Here is an 18,287-nt window from a genome sequence, read left to right as displayed (position 1 = left end):
TCCCAAATTCTCCGCCTGCGACGAACCGCTTACTGGCAGGCCAAGGTCATCAACAACTCGTCATAATACCGAGTGCCGATCTTCAATGCCCGTCGTTCAAGTCCGTATTCCTTGAACCCAAAACGGGAGTAGATGCGAACTGCGGCTTCATTGGATGTAACGACCCGCAGTTGGATTTCTTCAACAACGCCCTGAGCCTCGCCTATCATACGCTGGACCAACGCTGCTGCCAAACCAGTCCCTCGCGCCTCTGGGCGGACATACATACCCCAAAGCATGCCCTTATGGCTTTGCTTCGGGGCTTGTTGGATACCCAGGCCAGCGGTGCCCAAGAGCGGTAAGTCGTCAGCGAAACCAGCTATCACGATATTACGCTCCAGCCGGTCAGCGAACCAATCCAATGGCATGATTGCTTCTTCCTCCCATGATCCGCCAAAGGCCTCAGGATGATTTTGAAGCCCTTCGAGGCGCAAGTCGCGATAGGCATCGGCATCGGCAGCGCTGAGGCGGCGAAGCAGGTACGGAGACGATGTGGAAGATGTCTGGTTCATCTATTTTTGAGCGTATCGCGGCGGCCGGACGGCAGCAACGGGTCACGGGGGGAATTCGGCGAGAGGGACGAGCGTCTGCTCAGGGTCGATTCCATCCTCGCGATGAGAACAATAGAGCGGAGTGAGCGTTCACGCGGCGGCCCGCCGTCCTGTCCACGCCTCAGCCTCATACAGATAGGCCGGGGCGTGGACACGCAACGCCTTTCTATACGGCTCTGCAATGCTGGCCGACGAACTCGTGGTAGGATATCTGCAACGCTCAAGCATAGCCACCTGACCCTCGGGCAGGGCTGATCGCTGCAGCGCCGACCAGAGATTCTTTGTGTGTGTGTCACATTGACGGATCCTGACTCGTCATGATGTCGACGCCAACAGAAGGAAGCCAATCATGACTGCAAAACTTGACCTTTTCGCCGCCGCCCCTTCGCTGATGAAAGAATGGCAGCGCGCATCCATTGCCATTTCCTCCAGCCTCGAGCCCAGCCTGGCCGAGCTTGTGAAGATCCGTGCGTCCCAGATCAACGGCTGCGCCAACTGCCTCAACATGCACACTGTGTTTGCACGCGAGGACGGCGAAACCGAGCAGCGCATCTATCTGCTGTCGGCCTGGCGCGAGGCGCCTTGCTACACCGATCGTGAACGCGCCGCGCTCGGCTGGACCGAGGCGCTGACGCGGATTAGCGAAGGCCACACGCACGAAACTGCCTATGGCGCCCTGGAGGCCGAATTCACGCCCGAGGAGCAGGTCAAGCTCACCCTGATGATCAATGTCATCAACGGCTACAACCGCCTTGCGGTTGGGTTCGGCGGCTGGGCCGATCCGGCGGCCATACGGTCTGCTGCCAAGGCGGCGGCTGCCTGATGACGAACGCGGGATCCGAGCATGCGGGAGCGGAGTTCGACCCGCTGCGCCCGACGCTGATGCGGGTCGCCTATCGCATGCTTGGCTCCGTGGCCGATGCCGAGGACGTCGTGCAGGAGGCCTTCATCCGCTGGATGAGGGCCGACCGCGGCACGGTGCGCGAGCCCGAGGCATTCCTGCGCCGCACGGTAACGCGGCTCTGTCTCGACCAGCTCAAAGCCGCGCGACACAAACGCGAGATCTATGTTGGCCCGTGGCTTCCCGATCCCGTCGTCGAAGAGGACGAGGTGGACGATGTCACCTTGCCGCTTATGCTGGTGCTGGAACGCCTGTCGCCGCTCGAGCGCGCGGCCTTTCTGCTGCACGATGTGTTCGGGCTTGGATTCGACGAGGTCGCGGCCGCCATCGAGCGCGACCCGGCGGCCTGTCGCCAGCTCGCCGCCCGAGCACGCGGCCATGTCCGCGAGGCGCGACCGCGTTTCAAGGTGGAAAGGCAACGTGGCCTCGAAATCGCCGAGGCTTTCTTCGCCGCCTCGCGCAGCGGCAACATGAAGGAGCTTGGTGCAATGTTGACGGCCGACGTCAGCGCCCATGCCGATGGCGGCGGGAAGCGTCCGGCAGCCACGGAAGTGATCCTGGGCTTCGATGCCGTCATGGCGCAATACGAGCGTGTAGCGGCCTGGCTCCAGAAGAACGGCTCCACACTTGTTCGTATTGGTTTCGTCAACGGATTGCCCGGGTTCGTTACGCTGGAAGCCGATGGCGAACTGCAGACTACCGCACTCGACGTCGAGGACGGGAAGATCGCGGCGATCTATGTGGTGCGGAATCCCGAAAAGTTGAGGCATCTGCACTAGACTGGCAGACTGTAAAATCCCGGGATATTGCGGCGCGGGGTTCGAGGTCGGCATTTGGGGTTGCTTTGCCTGGTCGACAACGGTGGCCCCGCACGTCTGCGCCGATTTAAAGCAATGAAGCGCTTATCGTTCAGAACCTGCAGGAGGACCTTAGATTTGCGGTCTAGCTCAGAAGATACTGCTGGTGAAAGGCGCGCCAAAGGCTCCGCGGTGACCGGCTATGCTGTGGTGATCGCGGGAGGAGGTCCGACGGGGCTGATGTTGGCAGGCGAGTTGGCTTTGGCAGGGGTCGACGTTGCCATCGTCGAGCGGCGCTCCAGCACTATCCTGAAGGGCTCGCGCGCAGGCGGCCTGCACTCACGCACCATCGAGGTTTTCGATCAGCGTGGCATCGCGGATCGGTTCCTTTCGGAGGGAAAGGTTGCCCAAGTCGCCGGATTCGCCGGCGTTTCTTTCGACATTAGCGACTTTCCCACCCGGCACCCTTACAGTCTCGGACTATGGCAGAATCACATCGAACGCATACTCGCCGGCTGGGTCGCCGAATTGGCGGTGCCAGTCTATCGCGGAATTGAGGTGACGGGCTTCGTTCAGGACGATGCCCGCGTCGACGTCGCATTATCCGATGGTCAGTCGTTGCGGGCGCAATATCTCATCGGATGCGACGGCGGACGCAGCCTGATCCGCAAGGCAGCCGGCATCGCATTTCCGGGATCGGATCCTACTACCAGCAATCTTATTGCCGAGGCCGAGCTGGCCGAGAGGCCACCAGAATGGGGGATCCGCCGTGACGCCCTCGGCATCCACTCCCTCGGCAGGGTTGATTATGAGATCCGCAATGGCGAGATCGTCTATCCCGACGCGGGGCCGGTCCGCGTCCTGGTGACTGAGCGGGGCGTCGGAGGAACGACCGAACCCACCCTGCGCGATCTCAGCGATGCGCTCATCGCCGCCTACGGGACCGACTACGGCATTCATTCTCCCACCTGGATCTCCCGGTTCACCGACGCGGCCCGGCAGGCTGCGTCATATCGCAAGGGGCGCGTGCTGCTGGCCGGCGACGCCGCGCATGTGCATGCCCCCGATGGTGGCCAGGGCCTCCAGACTGGTGTGCAGGATGCGGTGAACCTGGGATGGAAGCTGGCCCAGGTGGTCAAGGGGACGTCGCCGGAAAGCCTGTTGGATACATACCACGCCGAGCGCCACCCGGTTGGTGCGCGCGTGTTGCGCAACACGATGGCCTCGGTCGCCCTTCGCCGCGAGGACGACCGCACGAAGGCGCTGCGCGACACCGTGGCCGAGCTCCTGGGCATGCCAGAGCCGCGCAACCATTTCGCCGCAATGATGTCAGGTCTCGATATCCACTACGACCTCGGCGAGGGACATCCGCTGCTCGGACGCCGTGTGCCCGATCTCGGCGTGCTTGCCGCCAATGGCCCGCTGCGGGTCTTCACCCTGCTGCATGGTGGCCGGCCGGTGCTGCTGAACCTCGGCAAGTCCGGCGGCCACGACATCGCACCGTGGGCGGATCGGGTCCAGCTGGTCGATGCCAGATACGATGGCGTGTGGGAGCTTCCGGCTCTTGGCGCGGTCGCCGCGCCCACCGCCGTGTTGATCAGACCCGACGGCTATGTGGCTTGGGTGGCAGACTCGACCGGGATGGGCCTAGCCGAAGCGCTAACCATTTGGTTCGGACCGCCTACCACGGCGTAGCGCACCGGCTTCCACATCATTCTGTGAAACCTATAACGTCGCCGGTCGCAGATTCGGCATTATCCGCTGGTGGCTGCATTGTGGAGAAACGGCGCGGCGCCATTGGCGCGAACACAACGGTGTGGCGATGGCCTTTTGCGTGCTGCTGCACAGCGGCTTTCCAGGCTGATGGACAAGCTCGAGGCTGGAGACATTTTGATTGTAACCAACCTCGACAGGCTCAGCCGCGACACGATCCAAGTCTGCATCACGGTCAAGACGCTGGCCGAGATCGCGGTCCGGGCCTGCTTCCTCGCCCTTGGGGGCGCTGACCTCACGAGTTCGACCTGCACGACGATGATGAACGCGTTCAATACCGTCGCGCAGTTCGAGCGGGACTTGCTGATCGCGCGGACGCAATCCGGCTCACGCGCGCCAACTCGGAAAGGTCCCCGGTCGCCCTTCGACGGTCAGCGAAAAACAGAAGCAGGATGTCCGCAGACTTCGCGGCAGGCGCCGGCATTTCGGCTACTGCCGGGAAGTTTGCGTTAAGCCGTCCGACGATATGCGTTTAAGAGATACACGCCGATAGAGAGGAGCTTCGATTGAGGACAGCAAACGTGGGAGCTTCCCATCCTTGGCGTGGTCGCCTCGCCTACCGCCGTGTCGGCCAGACCCGACGGATATGTGGCTTGCGCAGGTACTCGACCCAGATGAATCGCGACTGGCGCATGCGTCACCGGCTAAAATCAAGTTCACTTTGATCCTTGCGCCCGTTCTCGGATTTCGGCGAGTGTTGAGCGAGCAATGCCAGTAGCATCGAAATTGTTATCGTCCAGCCATGCCAAAAGCGCGGCCTTATGCGATGGCCACTCGTCGGCGAGCATCGAGTGCCAAGCAACGTCGCGCTGCCAACCTTTGACGACGGCCGCCGCGCGCCATATACCCTCAGCTTTGAACCCGTAGCGCCCCGCCGCGCGACGTGAAGCTGTATTCAAAGCTTGGCAGCGCCATACCAGTCTCGTGTAACCGAGTTCGTCAAAAGCATGCTGCATGAGGAGGAGAATCGCCTCCGTTGCTGCGCGTGTTCGCTGTAGTCTCGGGGAAAACCAGATACTGCCAATTTCAATCGCCGCATCGGCCGGATAGATATCACAGAAGGACAACCATCCCTCAACCTTGCGGTTGGAGCGAGGACGTACAGCCCAGAACGGCTGATCAGCCCGTCCAGCCAAATTCCGGACATGGCTGGCCAGTGCGTCGGCTGAGGAAAACGGTCCATACCGCAGATAGGTCCAGGATTGTTCTGCGTTTTTGGCAGCGTCCCAGAGCTCGTGGATATGATTTTCCGCAAGAGGCTCCAAAGACACCGAGACTCCGTGGTGAACCTCGCGCTTGGGAAACGGGCGAGGCGTAGGATCCACGGCTATGCCGAGAACAGGCTCATTCATCGAAATATCTACTCCGCATTCGTCGTCCAAGCGAAAGTCCGACTTTCGGGTCAGCTTCGGACTTTGATCTGGCCGGGCTGAACGTCCGCTATCTTTTCTTCAGGCGACAAGAGCCGCAATTCCGCTTCCGGCCCCTAATGAGACATTCAGACAATGCCGGGCGACGAAAAAAGGTAGCATCAAAACGTCTTTCGCCGCCGATTCCCAAAGTGTCCAGCAAACGTCATCATAGATCTGCGGGAAGCGCGATCCAAATGGCGTTGCACCCGTAGCACGACCCGTCGACGCTGCCGCGCGGGCGAACGCATCTCGATTCGAGCAGTAAGCCGCTCGAAGGTAGCGTGCGATTGGCACTGGAGGAAATGAGGCTTCGATACAGTACTTGCCGAGTCCGTGTCAGGAAATCCGCTGGCGAAACAATCCGCTTAATCTTTGTTGATCCCGCATGCCGCCATTGCCTCCGTGGGCCGTTTCGCGGAGCGCACCAGCGACCTCTCGAACGGGCTGATCTGGCCGAAGGACGGCTGAAGCCTCGACCGCCTATGCCGCAATGGCGCAGCGCGAGTTTCTTCCCCTGGGCAAGCCCATTCCTCGCGGAACCAAGAAACGCGCGCCTGCGCCATCCTGCGCTGTGCTGCGGTCGCAAGCGATGCGGCGGCGGTCGCCTCCGGCCTCACGATCGCCATCGAGGCCGCATGGTGCGGGCTCGGAAAGGAAGAACGGAGACTGAAAATGGCTACCATCGGCATCTTCAAGAAGACCAGTGCGAACGAGTTCGCCGGCGAGATCGTCACCCTCAGCGTCCAGGCCAAAGGCGTGCGCATCGTCCCCGACACCCGGGCCAGCGGCGAGAACGCACCTAGCCACCGCGTCGTGGTCGGCAAGGCCGAGATCGGCGCCGCCTGGTCCAAGCGCTCCAACGAGGGTCGCGATTATCTCGGCCTCAAGCTGGATGATCCGAGCTTCACCGCTCCGATCTACGCCAACCTCTTCGCCGACGAGGAAGGCGAGGGCTACAGCCTCATCTGGTCTCGCCCCAGCCGCCGCAACGGCGAGTGAATTGGCAGACGCCCCCCCCGGTACCGGGCGGGGCGTCTCCTGATGAGGCGAAAGCTTTCCGCGGGCTGCCACCGGGCTTTCTGTCATCAGATACGTTGCTGATGCCGCCTGCGTGAACATGGTCGCGCGCGGCGATATTGCAGCACGTGTCGGCGGCACTCCCGATGGCCTCTTAGCGGTGCGAAATAGCGCCCCTCAATTGCGCACCTGATCACGGTGCCCTGGCTCCTCCATCCTGGCCATCGATCGCCGTTCAACCTCGACGGCAGGAAGGAGACACCTCATGAACACCGACGCCGCGCCATTGCCGCCGCGCTACCTGCGCACTTCGGAAGCCGCGCATTTCCTCAGTCTCTCGGCGCGCACACTTGAGAAACATCGCACCTACGGCACAGGGCCCGCCTATCGCAAACTCGGCGGCCGCGTCGTCTACGCCGTCGACGACCTCCAGGCCTGGGTTCAGCGCGGCGCGATGACATCGACATCCGATCCGTATGGCTCGCTGCTGCCCGCCAAGCCTCAGGCCGCCCGCCTGATCCCCTATGCCGGACGCGAAAGGCGCTGAGCCCGCCGATCTCCCCCATGTCGGCACGACCACGCCCACCATTGGAGCGCGAACAGCTCGACCTGTTCCAGGCGCTGCCCGGTGTCGTGGCGCCACGCGATGCGCAGGACCTCATGGCCTATCCCTTCTTCTCCCTCGCCAAATCCAGGCGCCTCGCTCCGATCGACTTTCACGCCGGCGATGTGGCGATCCGCGTCGAAGCGATGCCCGATCACGGCATGGCGACGATCTGGGATGCGGATATCCTGATCTGGGCCGCGAGCCAGATCGTCAACGCGCGGGACGCCGGATTGCGCACATCCCGCCTGATGGCCGCGACGCCATATGAGATGCTTACCTTCATCGGCCGCGGCGTCTCGAAGCGAGACTACCAGCGCCTCAAGGCGGCGCTCGATCGCCTGCAGTCGACAAGCGTCGTCACCTCCATTCGCCAGCCGGCCGAGGGCCGCCGACATCGCTTCTCGTGGATCAATGAATGGCAGGAGCGCTGCGGTCGAAACGGTCGCCCGCTCGGCGTCGAAATGATCCTGCCCGATTGGTTCTATCGCGCCGTCATGGTCCAGTTTCCGCGCGGCATCGTGCAAGGCGAGATGCCGCCGATTTTCGTCATCGGTCCGGACGGCGAGGCTGAAATCACCAACAGCCGCGTCTATCAAAACATGCTCATCATCGACCGCCTTTTTGGTGCGGCCGAACTGCGTCTTGGCGCAGGCAAGCGGCAGCAGACGGTCAGGATAGTGCGCGTCGACAGAAGAAGCGGTGGATTGGGGCGGGGCCCAAGCGACAGCGCCGCGTCGGAGCTGCCGAACGCAATGCACAGGGGAGCGCGGCAGCCATGAACGGGAAGAATATGGCTGAACCCATGCGGCTTCGCGCCGACCCGCCGCGTGTGACGCGTCTGTCGCGCAAGATGCTCGCAGCGATCGGCTTCGTCGCCTCGCTCGGTGTCGGCGGTGCGCTGGTTTACGCTCTGCAGGACGCCAGCACATTCAAGCAGGGCGAGGAGCTCTACCCTACCTCCAATCGGCCGCCCGCCGACGGGTTGGCAAGACTGCCGCGCGACTATACCGGCCCGATCCTTGGGGCGCCGCTGCCTGGCGATCTCGGCAGGCCGATTCTCGATGCACAGAACAAAGGGCAAGCCGTGGTGCCCCCATCAATCGCAAGTCCCGCGATCGACGAAGGCGAGCAGCGACGGCAAGCCGAAGAGGAAGCGGCCAGAACCTCGCACGTGTTCTTCCAGACAGCGCAAGGAGATTCCAGGACCGCCGAAGCGTCCGCTCCTGCTGTCAGCGATCTTGCCAGTCAGTACGCTCAGCCAAATGGGCAGGATCGCCAGCTTTCCTTCCTGTCCGCCGCCGCTGACCGGCGTACCGTGGCCTCGGATCACATCACCCCTCCCGCGTCACCCTATGTGCTTCAAGCCGGTGCCGTGATCCCGGCCGCGCTCATTACGGGTATCCGGTCGGACCTTCCCGGGCAGATCAGCGCTCAGGTGACCGAAAATGTTTATGACAGCCCCACCGGCCGCTCGCTGCTCATCCCGCAAGGCACTCGAATTGTTGGGCAGTACGATAGCGCAATTGGTTCCGGGCAGCGCCGCGTGCTGCTTGTCTGGAACAGGCTGATCTTTCCCGACGGACGCTCCATGGTGCTGGAGCGGCAGCCTGGTGCAGACACTCAGGGCTATGCCGGCCTAGAGGATGCGGTCGATTATCACTGGCGCGAGTTGTTCAAGGCCGCGGCGTTGTCGACCGTTCTGAGCGTTGGCGCGCAGGCCGGTTCTTCTGATCAAGACAGCGATATCGTGCGGGCTTTGCGTAGCGGCGCTTCCGATAGCGTCAGCCAGGTAGGCCAACAGGTCGTTCAGCGGCAACTCGCTATCGCCCCGACCCTCACGATCCGGCCGGGGTTTCCCGTTCGCGTCCTCGTCACCCGCGACCTTGCCCTTGAACCATACGGAGGTTGACATGGCCAAGTTGAAACTTGCAACGATCGCCGACGACAAGCCGGTGAAGATTACGGTGGAACTGCCGGCGCCTCTGCATCGCGACTTGGTGAAATACGCAGAGATCCTTGGCCGCGAGACCGGGCGGCCATCTGCCGATCCATCACGCTTGGTTGCGCCGATGCTTGAACGGTTCATCGCAACCGACCGCGGCTTTGCGAGAGCAAAGAAGGAAGAGGTTTAGACCGAGCTTTCCTACGGCCGACGAGCGGCGGGCGTGTTGAGCCGGGAGGCCGATAGGATGCGCTCCTGTCGATGGCTTACGGCCACTTAGGCCTGAACGGCCAAATCGTTCGCTATAGCTTTGATTAACTTCAAAGCGACGCAGCTCGATCCGGCTTTACCTGCTGGCAGTGGCAATGAACGATCGGACGGCTCCGCAGCGCTCGGCTGGTCCGGCTTCGGAGAAACAAATGATCCTGAATAACGGCACACCGGACTGTGAGGGACATGGATCAAGAAGAATGACAGCTCTGCCATCCAAAGGTGTATGTTGCCAATCTATTTTAGATAGAGCTAAATGAAGGTTCGAACCGGGTGGACTGGTCCCCTCCAAGTCCCCCGCGAAGATGGAGGTCGATTGGGCTCCTGGCCTAGTCGGCCTTCTTCGCTGGTCAGTTGCGTGAGGGTCCTTGCCACAACTTTGATTATTTCGGAACGATTGGCCGGCCGCGGATATTGTGGGACAAATCCGACATCAACTATCGTGAGAATGCCAACAGGCCGACGACTCTAGCTGCGTCTGTCATGCGTCAGATGGCTCAAAGGCATTGAAGCACTACACGGCGACCTTGCCCATCTTCCGCGGTGACGAAACCCTCCCGAATAGGGTCAAAGAACTCCTTGAACGGCTGGACCATGCAGAAGAAGCCAGCCTCTACGAGGAACCTCCCCGATGGCACTCAGCTGGTTTAGCCCTGCCGTCCCTGTGACAACGGGTGAGATGGGCCCCACGTATCACTGCTCCAACGTTGAGGGCGCCGCTGCCGAATCACTGAAATGGAACAAACGCGGCCCCACTGGGAGAAAGCAGTCCGCGCCTGCATGGCCTGTCTTGCCGATCAAGCGACGCCGCAAGAGGCCCGGCGGCTGTTCCGTCTCGCAGCCAAGGAGGCGGGTGCGCTTGGGAGAATGTCCACTGAGACGGCTAGGGAAATGCGGCAGACCGTGGTAGCGATGTCGCAAGTCCTTTATCTTACCAGCACATTTCGCAATGCGGATTGAGAGTGCTGTGATCTCGCAAACGGCGATTGGTTTGGGTGGACGATCTCAAGCGCCTGGCCCTCTGGTCGTTGACCACCTTTGCGGTATGCTGGATGCTGAGCACCTCATCGGCGAATGTATCCAGTAGCTATGGATCGTTCTGTTGCGTTCTGGCCTAAGATCATTGTGAATTTCATTGAGCTCGTCTTGCACTACCTCAAACCAAGCAGCGCCGCCGTCTGCGTGCAGAGCGGCACGACCACCGAGCTCAACCTCGCCGACTACTTCAAGGCGAACAAGATGGAGTACAATCCGGTCGTCTTCGAGAAGCTCGAAGAGGTCAATGCCGCTTATGATGCCGGCCGTTGCGACGTCTACACAACCGACCAGTCGGGCCTTTACGGCATTCGCTTGACGCTCGGCTCGCCGGCCGATCACGTCGTGCTGCCCGAGATCATCTCGAAAGAGCCGCTCGGACCTGCCGTTCGCCAGGGCGACGACCAGTGGTACCACATCGTCAAGTGGACCTATTTCGCTCTGCTCGACGCCGAGGAGCTCGGCATCACCAAGGCCAATGTCGACGAGATGAAAAACTGCGCCAGCCCGGAGATCAAGCGTGTGCTCGGCCAGGAAGCAGACACCAAGATCGGCACCGACCTCGGCGTCTCCAACGACTGGGTCGTCAACATCGTCAAAGCCACCGGCAATTACGGCGAAATGTTCGACCGCAATGTCGGCTCCGGCAGCCCGCTCAAGATTGCCCGTGGCATCAATGCGCTATGGACCAAGGGCGGCCTGCAATACGCGCCGCCGATCCGCTGATCGAAATGTGATCCGGAAGGCAGGCTCCTGCCTTCCGGTTTCTCTTTCACAGGGGACGCTCTCGAACAGCCGCTCGTCAGAAATTTTCCACCCTCAGCAAGCTGTCGGTCGGTGGCTGCGGATTTCACATCGCTCGATGCGCCGCGCTCTTGGCGAGCACCACTTCACGGCTCCGCACTTCTACAAAGTCCATGAAATCCACGTGCCTTCTGGAAAGTCTGAGGTTGATCCGGGATGGAAGGGCTGGATGGATTAAGCGGCAATAGAGGTTACGGCCTGCAAATCGGGCGGGGAGGAAGTTTCTGGCGCTCGGGGGCCGTAGCGGCCGGGGGCTACCGCCAATACAGCGCTGGCGATCTTGCATGACATCTCGATCTCGCGGGAGAAAGGGCGGTGGTCTCGTGGGCAAGGTCGCTGCCCGAGCTGTTTTGTACATCCAGAGGAGAGAAATCGATGTTGCGTTATCTCACTCTCACCGTTGCGTGCGCCTGCATTGGCGTACCGATTCACGCCTGCGCGCAACAGGCAGTCCGATGCCATTCGGTAAACCGCCAATACAATGAATGCTGGGCAGGACCGATGCGGCGACCAGTAGTCGTTCAACAGACGTCAGGAGCGCCTGCATTCCGGATCGCTCGTGGGGCTACAATCCTTAGGGACCAGAAAGGGAACTATCGTTCTAGGAATGATCGTTTCTATTTGTTATGATCATAACTCGACCTGAATAATAGTTCCTTCGGGATCGCCGCCAAACATTAGCGATTCGATACATGCTTAAGCCGCTTCTCGATCCCGATGTTGCCGACGTCGCGCCGAATGCCTCGGTCCTGACCGGCTATGATGAGGAGCGGCTGCTCACCTACATCCGCCTGCTCGACGCGGCGGCTGAAGATGCGGATTGGCGCGAGGTGGCCAGGATCGTCCTCCACATAGATCCTGACCAGCAACCGGAGCGGGCCTTCCGGTCGTGGGAGACGCATCTGGCCCGCGCCCGCTGGATGACGACGAACGGCTACCGATATCTTCTGGCCGGCGGTGCGCCACACTGAGAGCCCCAGGCCATGGTGTGGTGAATCAGCACAGCCATTTGCCGACGGTTTGCCGACTCTCCAACTACCCGATTGCGTATCGGCAGGAATGCTCATTCCGAAGTCCGCTGCCTGGTGCGGGTACCGGGAGAGGACTTTGCACATTGCTATCTACCTGGTCTGCGAGCGGGCCTCGCCCCTCTCGCAAGCGAGCCACTGGCACCCAGATGGTCGACCGTGCCCGATGCCCGTCGAACTGCAAGCGCCGACTGATGTTCCGGATGACCGGGAAGAATCTCGCTGTTCTCAGCCCGAGTCCGGCGCGTCCGTCATGAGTCACGCTGGCGAAAGCAGCGCTCACTACGGTCGCGGCAGCTGTGAGTTGATCCTATTGATGTTCTTCCTGGGGTTGGAGTTTCATCTCCAGATTGCCACCTCCTCCTCGTGCCGGGCTTCGGGCAACTCGCGGTGATCCTGCCAGTCGCCAAGGCAATCATTGCGAGGTGCTCAACGAGGGGTCAGCGGCCCAACCGGCTCGAGTCGACGTGTATGAAGTGTGGGGAACATCCTCACGTCAGCGTCGTTCGGGACTGGTTTCAAAGGAGACAATGCACATGACCTCTGGCGTGGACACCCGGGACCTGGAAGAGAAACTGCCGAAGCAGCAGCAGGACATTCCGGGCGAAACGAACGAAATGTCTCCGCGACCCGATCACGGAGAGTATAGTTACAAGGGGAGTGGCAAGCTCGAAGGGCGAACGGCGATCATCACTGGTGGAGACTCCGGTATCGGTCGCGCCGTGGCGGTCGCTTTTGCCAGAGAAGGTGCCGATATTGTCCTGGCGTATTTGAACGAACACGATGATGCGCGCGAGACGGCTGGTTGGGTCGAGCGCGCGGGACGACGTGCAATCCTCGTTCCCGGCGACGTAGGGGACGAAAGCCACGACATTGAGATAATCGAGACGGCCATGCGCCAGTTTGGGCGAGTTGACATTTTGGTCAACAACGCTGCCCACCAGACCACCGTCGATGATATTGCCGATCTCACAGCAGAAGAACTGGACCGGACATTCCGGACGAACATCTACAGTCAGTTCTTTTTGTCGAAAGCCGCATTACAACACATGGGGGAAGGTGCCAGCATAATCAACACGGCATCCATCCAGGCAGCTGACCCATCTCCACAGTTGCTGGCTTACGCGGCCACCAAGGGCGCCATCGTGAACCTCACCAAAGGGCTAGCCAAGATGGTCGCCAAGCGCGGCGTCCGCGTCAACGCCGTTGCTCCCGGACCCGTCTGGACACCGCTTATCCCTTCGACCATGCCGCCGGAGAAAGTTGCCGAGTTTGGCCGAAACACGCCTATCGGCCGGCCCGCTCATCCGGCGGAGTTGGCAGCGGCCTATGTTCTGCTTGCCTCGGCAGATGCAAGTTACATCACTGGCGCGGTCATAGCCGTCACCGGCGGCCGCGCCATGTAGCGGTCTGATGAAGCTCCTCCGCCAAACTGCGATTGTCCGAAGCGGGGGCGCCGAGTCATTGTTCGGTGAAGAAGGACCCCAATCCGCAATGTCATCTTCCGGCGCCGCCGCAAACGTCAGCGGTAAGGTCAGGGTCAATGTCGATCCCTGGTTCGCGCGTATGGTGCTGACGCCGAATCGCGGCGGCTATCGTTGCTGTCGCTTGACCTGATCGCCAGCAACCACGGCGAGGAGACGGTAGCGGGTGTCCACGTAGCGGTGCGCTTCGGCCTGGCCGACGGCGCATCGCTCGTCGCGCGCAAGATACTGGAGACAAGGGCGCGGAGGGCAGACGCTGACCACGGATGACCGCTTTCTCGGGAGATCAGCTTGGAAGCTGACCGGCAGCCAGCGGCCTCAATCCCGGCCTTACTGGCAATCGGGACCTTCCAAGCGCGTGACCTATCATCGGCGCGTCACATCAGGTTTTAAGCCCAGCACGACGTTGTAAAAAATGGCTGACCTTGGCTCAAAAGTTACGCCGAGAAGGGGAGTTCGAGGACCACGTAGGAGTATACCCTACGCTGTCGCGCCTCTTCCGACCAACCTAACCGTACATTCAACAGACTCAAGGTTTGCTCCGGTAGCCTTGTCGGGCGCCCATTTGGTACGTTGCAGCCGCCGCAGGCGAGACACTGAGGCCACCGCACCACATCCAATCTCCCCCTTGTGGTGGATCGTCCACGTCACTGCGTCAGTGCCGTCTGCGAGGGCCGCTTGTTGAAGTCGCATTTGCCGGTCACGTTGTAGAAGAAGTCGGCATTGCTGACTGGGGCCGGGACCGAGTTGCCGCCGTCTTCCCAGGCCTGATAGGCTGTCGCGCCACAAGGCACGACGCTGAAGATATCGACAGGCTGACCGGTGGCCGTTTCGGTCAGGGTGGTCGCGCTCAAACCGCTATAGAGCCGGTTGGACGTCGTTGGATCGTTTGAGATCAGCTTTTTCGGGTTGCCCGACGGTACGTCCATCTGCAAATAGAGGCCGCCCATCGCGCTGACGTCGATCGCCGCGCCGGCGCTGTTGGCCGGATACATCGTATCGACGCAGTAGTATTTCGTGCCGCTCGCATCGGTCTTGAGGGTCACGCCGCTTGGCGGATTGTTGCCTACGGTGCAGACCTGCTTCTGGACCAGCGTGGTGACGGTCTTGCCGGCTGAATCGGTGGTGAGGACGTTGACATTGGTCGTGCCATAGCCCTTGGGATCCTTGGTGTTCCCATAGGTATAATCGATCGTCATCAGCGGCTTGGCCACCGTCGCGCCGAATTGCGTGCCGTAAAGCGTCATTGTCTTGTTCCAGTAACCCGAAACCCCGGAGACCTTGAAGGTAGCCGCAACCAGCGCCGGCGGCTTGCTGACCGCCGCGCCGACGGCGATCGGTACGGTGTTGATCCTGGCAATCGACATGAAAACGGTCGGCATGGCGAAACTTGCCGTGGCCTGCGCCGTGGTGGCGGTGGTGGTGTTGCCAGCCGCGAAGTTGGTCAGCGTCGCGGTGCCCTGCCCGCCATTGGCGGTAAAGGAATCCTGGAGCAGCGTCTGGCGCTGCGCCAGCGTCGACGTGGTGTCCATGGTGGTGATCGTCAGGATCGCGGCATCCAGCGCCTGCTGCTGGTTGGATTTGGTCTGGACGGCGCCGGTATAATCGACCGAGAAGCCGATCACGGCGATCAGGGGCATCAGGCTCACCAGGAAGAGCGGCATCATCGACCCGCTGCTGGAGCGGGCAAAGCCGCGCAAAATCCTGAACATTCCAAACCCCCGACAGACGTTAGCGAGCGTGCAATTACCACGAGCCGGCGAACCAAGCTCTAATGTGACCCATCAAAGTTTATGTATTCCTTCCCCGCGGGCCGGTTTTTTCAGTTCTTTTGCCGATCTCACTGTCCGCTGTTAGGGCCGGAACTTCTTCGTCGATCACGGTCACAGGCCCGACCGGCTAATCGAAAGATCTGCCGTTACCACCGCCCGCTGGGTTCCGCCGGCGGGATTTTTTGCTTCCGGCCGGGAACCGATCCTGTCGGCCCAAGTTCACTACTCCACGCCCCCGACAGAGGCGCCCGAGAGTTGTTCGGACAGTTTTCAAACAAGGCCCGCCACCGTTCCCTCAGTGGCGGGCTTTAGTGTGTTTAGCCGCGGCGAGGTGGATTTGAGTACCTACGTGAGACAGCGTATGGCTGAAATCAAAGATGATTCCAACCTTCGCAGGCGCCCGCGAGCTAAGGGCCGGCCTTCGCTAAGGCAGCTCTCCGCTGCCTCGCGGCTACTCGCGGTCCTGGGTTTCAGCAAGCGGTTGCTGATCCTTGTTCATCTGATGGATGGTGAGAGATCGGTGTCGGAGCTGGTCTCTTTGGTCGGTGGGACACAGTCCGCCCTTTCACAGCATTTGATCGATATGGCCAAACTCGGAATTGTCAAATCGCGAACCGAAGCCCAACGGCGGTTATATTGCTGCACGTCCGAGCAGGCGAAGATGCTCGTCGGCTTCCTCAGCAACCTCGCCGACAATGACAAACTCCCGGTGGGAAAAGGATCGGGAAAGAAGTCGTCTTCCTGGCGCCTCGGGTAAGCCGCAGACTGGCCGGCCTGAACAATCGCATACTCGTGGCCGACGCAGATCCAAGGGGGCGTGATGCCGGAACTTGCCTCATGCGACATCGTGTTGGCGTTGGCCTGCCTTTCTGAATGCTCGCACCCTGTTTTCTCGGCGGCGCTGTTCGAGGCCGTGCCGTGATCGTTGGAGGCAATGCCGGAGATGGCGGCTGCCTGGGATCGGCCAAGGTGTTGCTAATATACAGCACCCCGGCTGCTTCTCGAGCGGCCTCGCTCGGACCGGCTTCCATCGGCGACCCGCTAGCGTCAAAATGACAGCGAACAATGCGAGACGGCGAAGATGGACAAGCAGCAAGATACCAGAACCATCGAGATGTGCTGCCTTCTAGCCGTGCCAGTGTCACTGCTTCTCACTGTGGTATTCGCTGGAATGGTCCTTGGCTGAACTGATACGCTCCAGGCAGCCTACGTCGGCTTGTCGACCAGTGTCGTCTTCCCCACCGATCACATGAACGAGAGGCGGGTAGCTGCCCCCCTGGTCGCCGTGCCCCCGGGGAGTTTGCGATCCAGAATTGCTTCAAAATTTTGTACCTGGCTCTCGGAGCGCCAGCCGATTTGCAGGCGCTGCAAATCTGCAAAGCAGAGCCCAGTGGACGAACGCACTCGACACGTTGTTTCAGACGATGGTCGCTATCAGTGGCCGCGTGCAATGTGAAAACAATTGGCATCACGGTCGGAGGCAACGGCTGATCCTTAATGTGGCGCGTGATCAGCCGCCCCGAAGTACGCGCCAGATGTCGGGCCAGTCGGCGGTAATCAGGAAGGCAGAGCCGCCGCCATTCCAGTTACGCCGAGGGACCCAACACCACGAGCTGCGGCACGTCACTTCTGCAGTGACTTCCTTGACGCTGGTCCGCTTGCCAAGATTGTGTGCTGGTCCGATCGCACCCAGGTGAAGCGCATGGCGCTAGCCGCAGCGGCAAGCTTGTGGCGCTATCTGGCCCGCGCAATCCCTATCAGGGAAAACTCAGCGTCGCGCGCAGGCGGCGTGCGAAGCCTATCAGGAGAGCTTCGCCGCCCGAGTGGGCCGTCAGTCACCTGCTCGCGATTGGCGCGCCACCATTCGACCAGGCGGGTGAGGCCCTGGTCCAGGTCAATGGTCGCCTTGAAGCCCAGCATCTTCTCTGCCTTCGACGTGTCGGCCAGGCGCCGCGAGACGGGGTTCACCTTGCGCTCGGGCCCGTACTCCGGCTGGAGTTTGGAGCCCATCACGCGCAGGAGCGAGGCGGCCAGGTCGTTCAGGCTAGTCTCCACGCCGGTGGCGATGTTGAACACGTCGTCCTCCACGTCCGACAGCAGGGAAAGGATGTTGGCTCGGGCGATGTCCTCGATATAGACGAAGTCCATGGTGGTGGACCCGTCGCCGAGGATCAGCGGCGGCTGGCCGGCGTCGATGCGGTCCATCCAGCGGATCAGAACCTCGGTATACTTACCGTGCAGGTCCATGCGCGGGCCGTACACGTTGAAATAGCGCAAGGCCACGTAGGGCAGGCCGTACATGTCGTTGAACGAGCGCAACAGGCCTTCCAGCATGATCTTGCTGGCGCCGTACCAGGTGCGGTTGTTGTAGGGATGGTGGCTCTCATCGGTCGGGAAGAGGTCGGCCAGGCCGTAGACCGAGGCCGAGGAGGCCGCGCAGATCTTTTTCACGCCTTTGGCCTGGGCGGCCTCAATGACGTTGTAGCTGCCATCGCACATGACGCCGAGGGCTTCGCGAGGCTCGGCGGCGCAGGCGATGACCCTCAAGGTTGCCATGTGGATGACGGCGTCCATCCCGTCAGTGGCCTTGTGGACAGCCGCCACGTCGCGAATGTCACCTTCGACGAGTTCGACGCGCGGGTCTTGCAGGGCGTCCTGGACGTTTTGCAGGCTGCCACGGACCAGGTTGTCGAGGATCACGATCTTTTCCGGCGCGTGCTCCTTCAGTAGCAGGTCGATGGTGGTCGAGCCGATCAGACCGCAGCCGCCGGTCACCAGGATGCGAGAGCCTTCAAGTTTCATCGTATTTCCCTGTCATCGGTTTGGAAGCGCCTTGGTAGGCCTGTTTCCGGCTG

At 61.2% G+C, this 18,287-nt stretch carries 17 protein-coding genes and 2 pseudogenes; 15 read left to right on the top strand and 4 right to left on the bottom strand.

From position 1 onward, the window contains the following. Positions 1-29: 29 nt before the first annotated feature. Positions 30-551, bottom strand: coding sequence for a GNAT family N-acetyltransferase (locus LB554_RS17835; RefSeq protein WP_224585947.1), 522 nt, complete (start codon positions 549-551; stop codon positions 30-32). Between the two features lie 388 nt (positions 552-939). On the opposite strand from LB554_RS17835, the gene LB554_RS17830 reads away from it, so the two are divergent. The 4 genes from LB554_RS17830 (at position 940) to LB554_RS17815 (ending at position 4,514) form a co-directional block, all read left to right on the top strand. Next, positions 940-1,413 carry a carboxymuconolactone decarboxylase family protein gene (locus LB554_RS17830; RefSeq protein ID WP_224585945.1) on the top strand — a complete coding sequence of 158 codons (474 nt, stop codon included), beginning with the start codon at positions 940-942 and terminating at the stop codon, positions 1,411-1,413. After that, on the top strand, positions 1,413-2,270 hold the full coding sequence (locus LB554_RS17825; RefSeq protein WP_224585943.1) for a sigma-70 family RNA polymerase sigma factor: 858 nt from the start codon (positions 1,413-1,415) through the stop codon (positions 2,268-2,270). Before LB554_RS17830 ends, LB554_RS17825 begins: the two co-directional genes overlap by 1 nt. A gap of 210 nt (positions 2,271-2,480) precedes the next feature. After that, the gene (locus LB554_RS17820) at positions 2,481-3,983 is read left to right on the top strand and encodes an FAD-dependent monooxygenase (RefSeq protein WP_224585941.1); all 1,503 of its coding nucleotides are present in this window, start codon (positions 2,481-2,483) and stop codon (positions 3,981-3,983) included. A 168-nt stretch (positions 3,984-4,151) separates the two neighbouring features. After that, a complete protein-coding gene (locus tag LB554_RS17815; protein WP_224585939.1) occupies positions 4,152-4,514 on the top strand; it encodes a recombinase family protein in 363 nt (120 codons plus the stop codon). Between the two features lie 203 nt (positions 4,515-4,717). On the opposite strand, the gene LB554_RS17810 is transcribed toward LB554_RS17815, so the two are convergent. Beyond that, on the bottom strand, positions 4,718-5,443 hold the full coding sequence (locus LB554_RS17810; RefSeq protein WP_224585938.1) for a GNAT family N-acetyltransferase: 726 nt from the start codon (positions 5,441-5,443) through the stop codon (positions 4,718-4,720). 702 nt (positions 5,444-6,145) lie between these two features. Between LB554_RS17810 and LB554_RS17805 the strand changes: the two genes are divergently transcribed. The 10 genes and pseudogenes from LB554_RS17805 (at position 6,146) to LB554_RS17765 (ending at position 13,582) form a co-directional block, all read left to right on the top strand. Further along, positions 6,146-6,472, top strand: a complete 327-nt coding sequence (locus LB554_RS17805; RefSeq protein ID WP_224585936.1) for a DUF736 domain-containing protein — start codon at positions 6,146-6,148, stop codon at positions 6,470-6,472. 283 nt (positions 6,473-6,755) lie between these two features. Beyond that, positions 6,756-7,037: a helix-turn-helix transcriptional regulator gene (locus LB554_RS17800; protein ID WP_140715771.1), complete on the top strand. Its 282-nt coding sequence runs from the start codon at positions 6,756-6,758 to the stop codon at positions 7,035-7,037. Between the two features lie 17 nt (positions 7,038-7,054). Beyond that, a pseudogene (locus tag LB554_RS17795) lies at positions 7,055-7,594 on the top strand (replication initiator protein A); the annotation flags it as partial. Continuing rightward, the gene (locus LB554_RS29455) at positions 7,592-7,876 is read left to right on the top strand and encodes a TrbG/VirB9 family P-type conjugative transfer protein (RefSeq protein ID WP_318013210.1); all 285 of its coding nucleotides are present in this window, start codon (positions 7,592-7,594) and stop codon (positions 7,874-7,876) included. The pseudogene LB554_RS17795 and the gene LB554_RS29455, both read left to right, overlap by 3 nt. Beyond that, positions 7,873-9,006, top strand: coding sequence for a TrbI/VirB10 family protein (locus LB554_RS17790; RefSeq protein WP_224585932.1), 1,134 nt, complete (start codon positions 7,873-7,875; stop codon positions 9,004-9,006). Before LB554_RS29455 ends, LB554_RS17790 begins: the two co-directional genes overlap by 4 nt. A gap of 1 nt (position 9,007) precedes the next feature. Next, positions 9,008-9,229, top strand: coding sequence for a DUF2274 domain-containing protein (locus LB554_RS17785; protein WP_140877006.1), 222 nt, complete (start codon positions 9,008-9,010; stop codon positions 9,227-9,229). Between the two features lie 815 nt (positions 9,230-10,044). Then, entirely contained in the window at positions 10,045-10,269 is a 225-nt protein-coding gene (locus LB554_RS17780) for a DUF982 domain-containing protein (protein WP_224585930.1), read from the top strand. Between the two features lie 195 nt (positions 10,270-10,464). Then, positions 10,465-11,070: pseudogene (locus tag LB554_RS17775) on the top strand (amino acid ABC transporter substrate-binding protein); the annotation flags it as partial. Between the two features lie 770 nt (positions 11,071-11,840). Continuing rightward, positions 11,841-12,119: a DNA -binding domain-containing protein gene (locus LB554_RS17770; protein WP_224585928.1), complete on the top strand. Its 279-nt coding sequence runs from the start codon at positions 11,841-11,843 to the stop codon at positions 12,117-12,119. A 593-nt stretch (positions 12,120-12,712) separates the two neighbouring features. Beyond that, positions 12,713-13,582, top strand: a complete 870-nt coding sequence (locus tag LB554_RS17765; protein ID WP_224585926.1) for an SDR family oxidoreductase — start codon at positions 12,713-12,715, stop codon at positions 13,580-13,582. A 725-nt stretch (positions 13,583-14,307) separates the two neighbouring features. Here LB554_RS17765 and LB554_RS17760 read toward each other — a convergent pair. Continuing rightward, a complete protein-coding gene (locus LB554_RS17760; RefSeq protein ID WP_140877008.1) occupies positions 14,308-15,372 on the bottom strand; it encodes a TadE/TadG family type IV pilus assembly protein in 1,065 nt (354 codons plus the stop codon). Positions 15,373-15,793: 421 nt separating this feature from the next. On the opposite strand from LB554_RS17760, the gene LB554_RS17755 reads away from it, so the two are divergent. Then, the gene (locus LB554_RS17755; protein WP_224585924.1) at positions 15,794-16,189 is read left to right on the top strand and encodes an ArsR/SmtB family transcription factor; all 396 of its coding nucleotides are present in this window, start codon (positions 15,794-15,796) and stop codon (positions 16,187-16,189) included. 977 nt (positions 16,190-17,166) lie between these two features. Here the strand turns inward: LB554_RS17755 and LB554_RS17750 are convergent. Then, the gene (locus LB554_RS17750) at positions 17,167-18,234 is read right to left on the bottom strand and encodes an NAD-dependent epimerase/dehydratase family protein (RefSeq protein WP_224585922.1); all 1,068 of its coding nucleotides are present in this window, start codon (positions 18,232-18,234) and stop codon (positions 17,167-17,169) included. Positions 18,235-18,287 lie beyond the last annotated feature (53 nt).

Origin of the sequence: Mesorhizobium sp. CO1-1-11 (assembly GCF_020164995.1) — a bacterium.
GTDB classification, from domain to species: Bacteria; Pseudomonadota; Alphaproteobacteria; order Rhizobiales; family Rhizobiaceae; genus Mesorhizobium; species Mesorhizobium australicum.
Note: the sequence above shows the minus strand (reverse complement) of the source record. Positions and strands in the feature narration are given on the sequence as shown.

Bases quoted from the DNA above. Each gene is read 5' to 3' on its own strand.
- LB554_RS17835 (WP_224585947.1), bottom strand. From the start codon at position 551: ATGAACCAGACATCTTCCACATCGTCTCCGTACCTGCTTCGCCGCCTC.
- LB554_RS17830 (WP_224585945.1), top strand. From the start codon at position 940: ATGACTGCAAAACTTGACCTTTTCGCCGCCGCCCCTTCGCTGATGAAA.
- LB554_RS17825 (WP_224585943.1), top strand. From the start codon at position 1,413: ATGACGAACGCGGGATCCGAGCATGCGGGAGCGGAGTTCGACCCGCTG.
- LB554_RS17815 (WP_224585939.1), top strand. From the start codon at position 4,152: ATGGACAAGCTCGAGGCTGGAGACATTTTGATTGTAACCAACCTCGAC.
- LB554_RS17805 (WP_224585936.1), top strand. From the start codon at position 6,146: ATGGCTACCATCGGCATCTTCAAGAAGACCAGTGCGAACGAGTTCGCC.
- LB554_RS17800 (WP_140715771.1), top strand. From the start codon at position 6,756: ATGAACACCGACGCCGCGCCATTGCCGCCGCGCTACCTGCGCACTTCG.
- LB554_RS29455 (WP_318013210.1), top strand. From the start codon at position 7,592: ATGGTCCAGTTTCCGCGCGGCATCGTGCAAGGCGAGATGCCGCCGATT.
- LB554_RS17790 (WP_224585932.1), top strand. From the start codon at position 7,873: ATGAACGGGAAGAATATGGCTGAACCCATGCGGCTTCGCGCCGACCCG.
- LB554_RS17785 (WP_140877006.1), top strand. From the start codon at position 9,008: ATGGCCAAGTTGAAACTTGCAACGATCGCCGACGACAAGCCGGTGAAG.
- LB554_RS17780 (WP_224585930.1), top strand. From the start codon at position 10,045: ATGGAACAAACGCGGCCCCACTGGGAGAAAGCAGTCCGCGCCTGCATG.
- LB554_RS17770 (WP_224585928.1), top strand. From the start codon at position 11,841: ATGCTTAAGCCGCTTCTCGATCCCGATGTTGCCGACGTCGCGCCGAAT.
- LB554_RS17765 (WP_224585926.1), top strand. From the start codon at position 12,713: ATGACCTCTGGCGTGGACACCCGGGACCTGGAAGAGAAACTGCCGAAG.
- LB554_RS17760 (WP_140877008.1), bottom strand. From the start codon at position 15,372: ATGTTCAGGATTTTGCGCGGCTTTGCCCGCTCCAGCAGCGGGTCGATG.
- LB554_RS17755 (WP_224585924.1), top strand. From the start codon at position 15,794: ATGGCTGAAATCAAAGATGATTCCAACCTTCGCAGGCGCCCGCGAGCT.
- LB554_RS17750 (WP_224585922.1), bottom strand. From the start codon at position 18,234: ATGAAACTTGAAGGCTCTCGCATCCTGGTGACCGGCGGCTGCGGTCTG.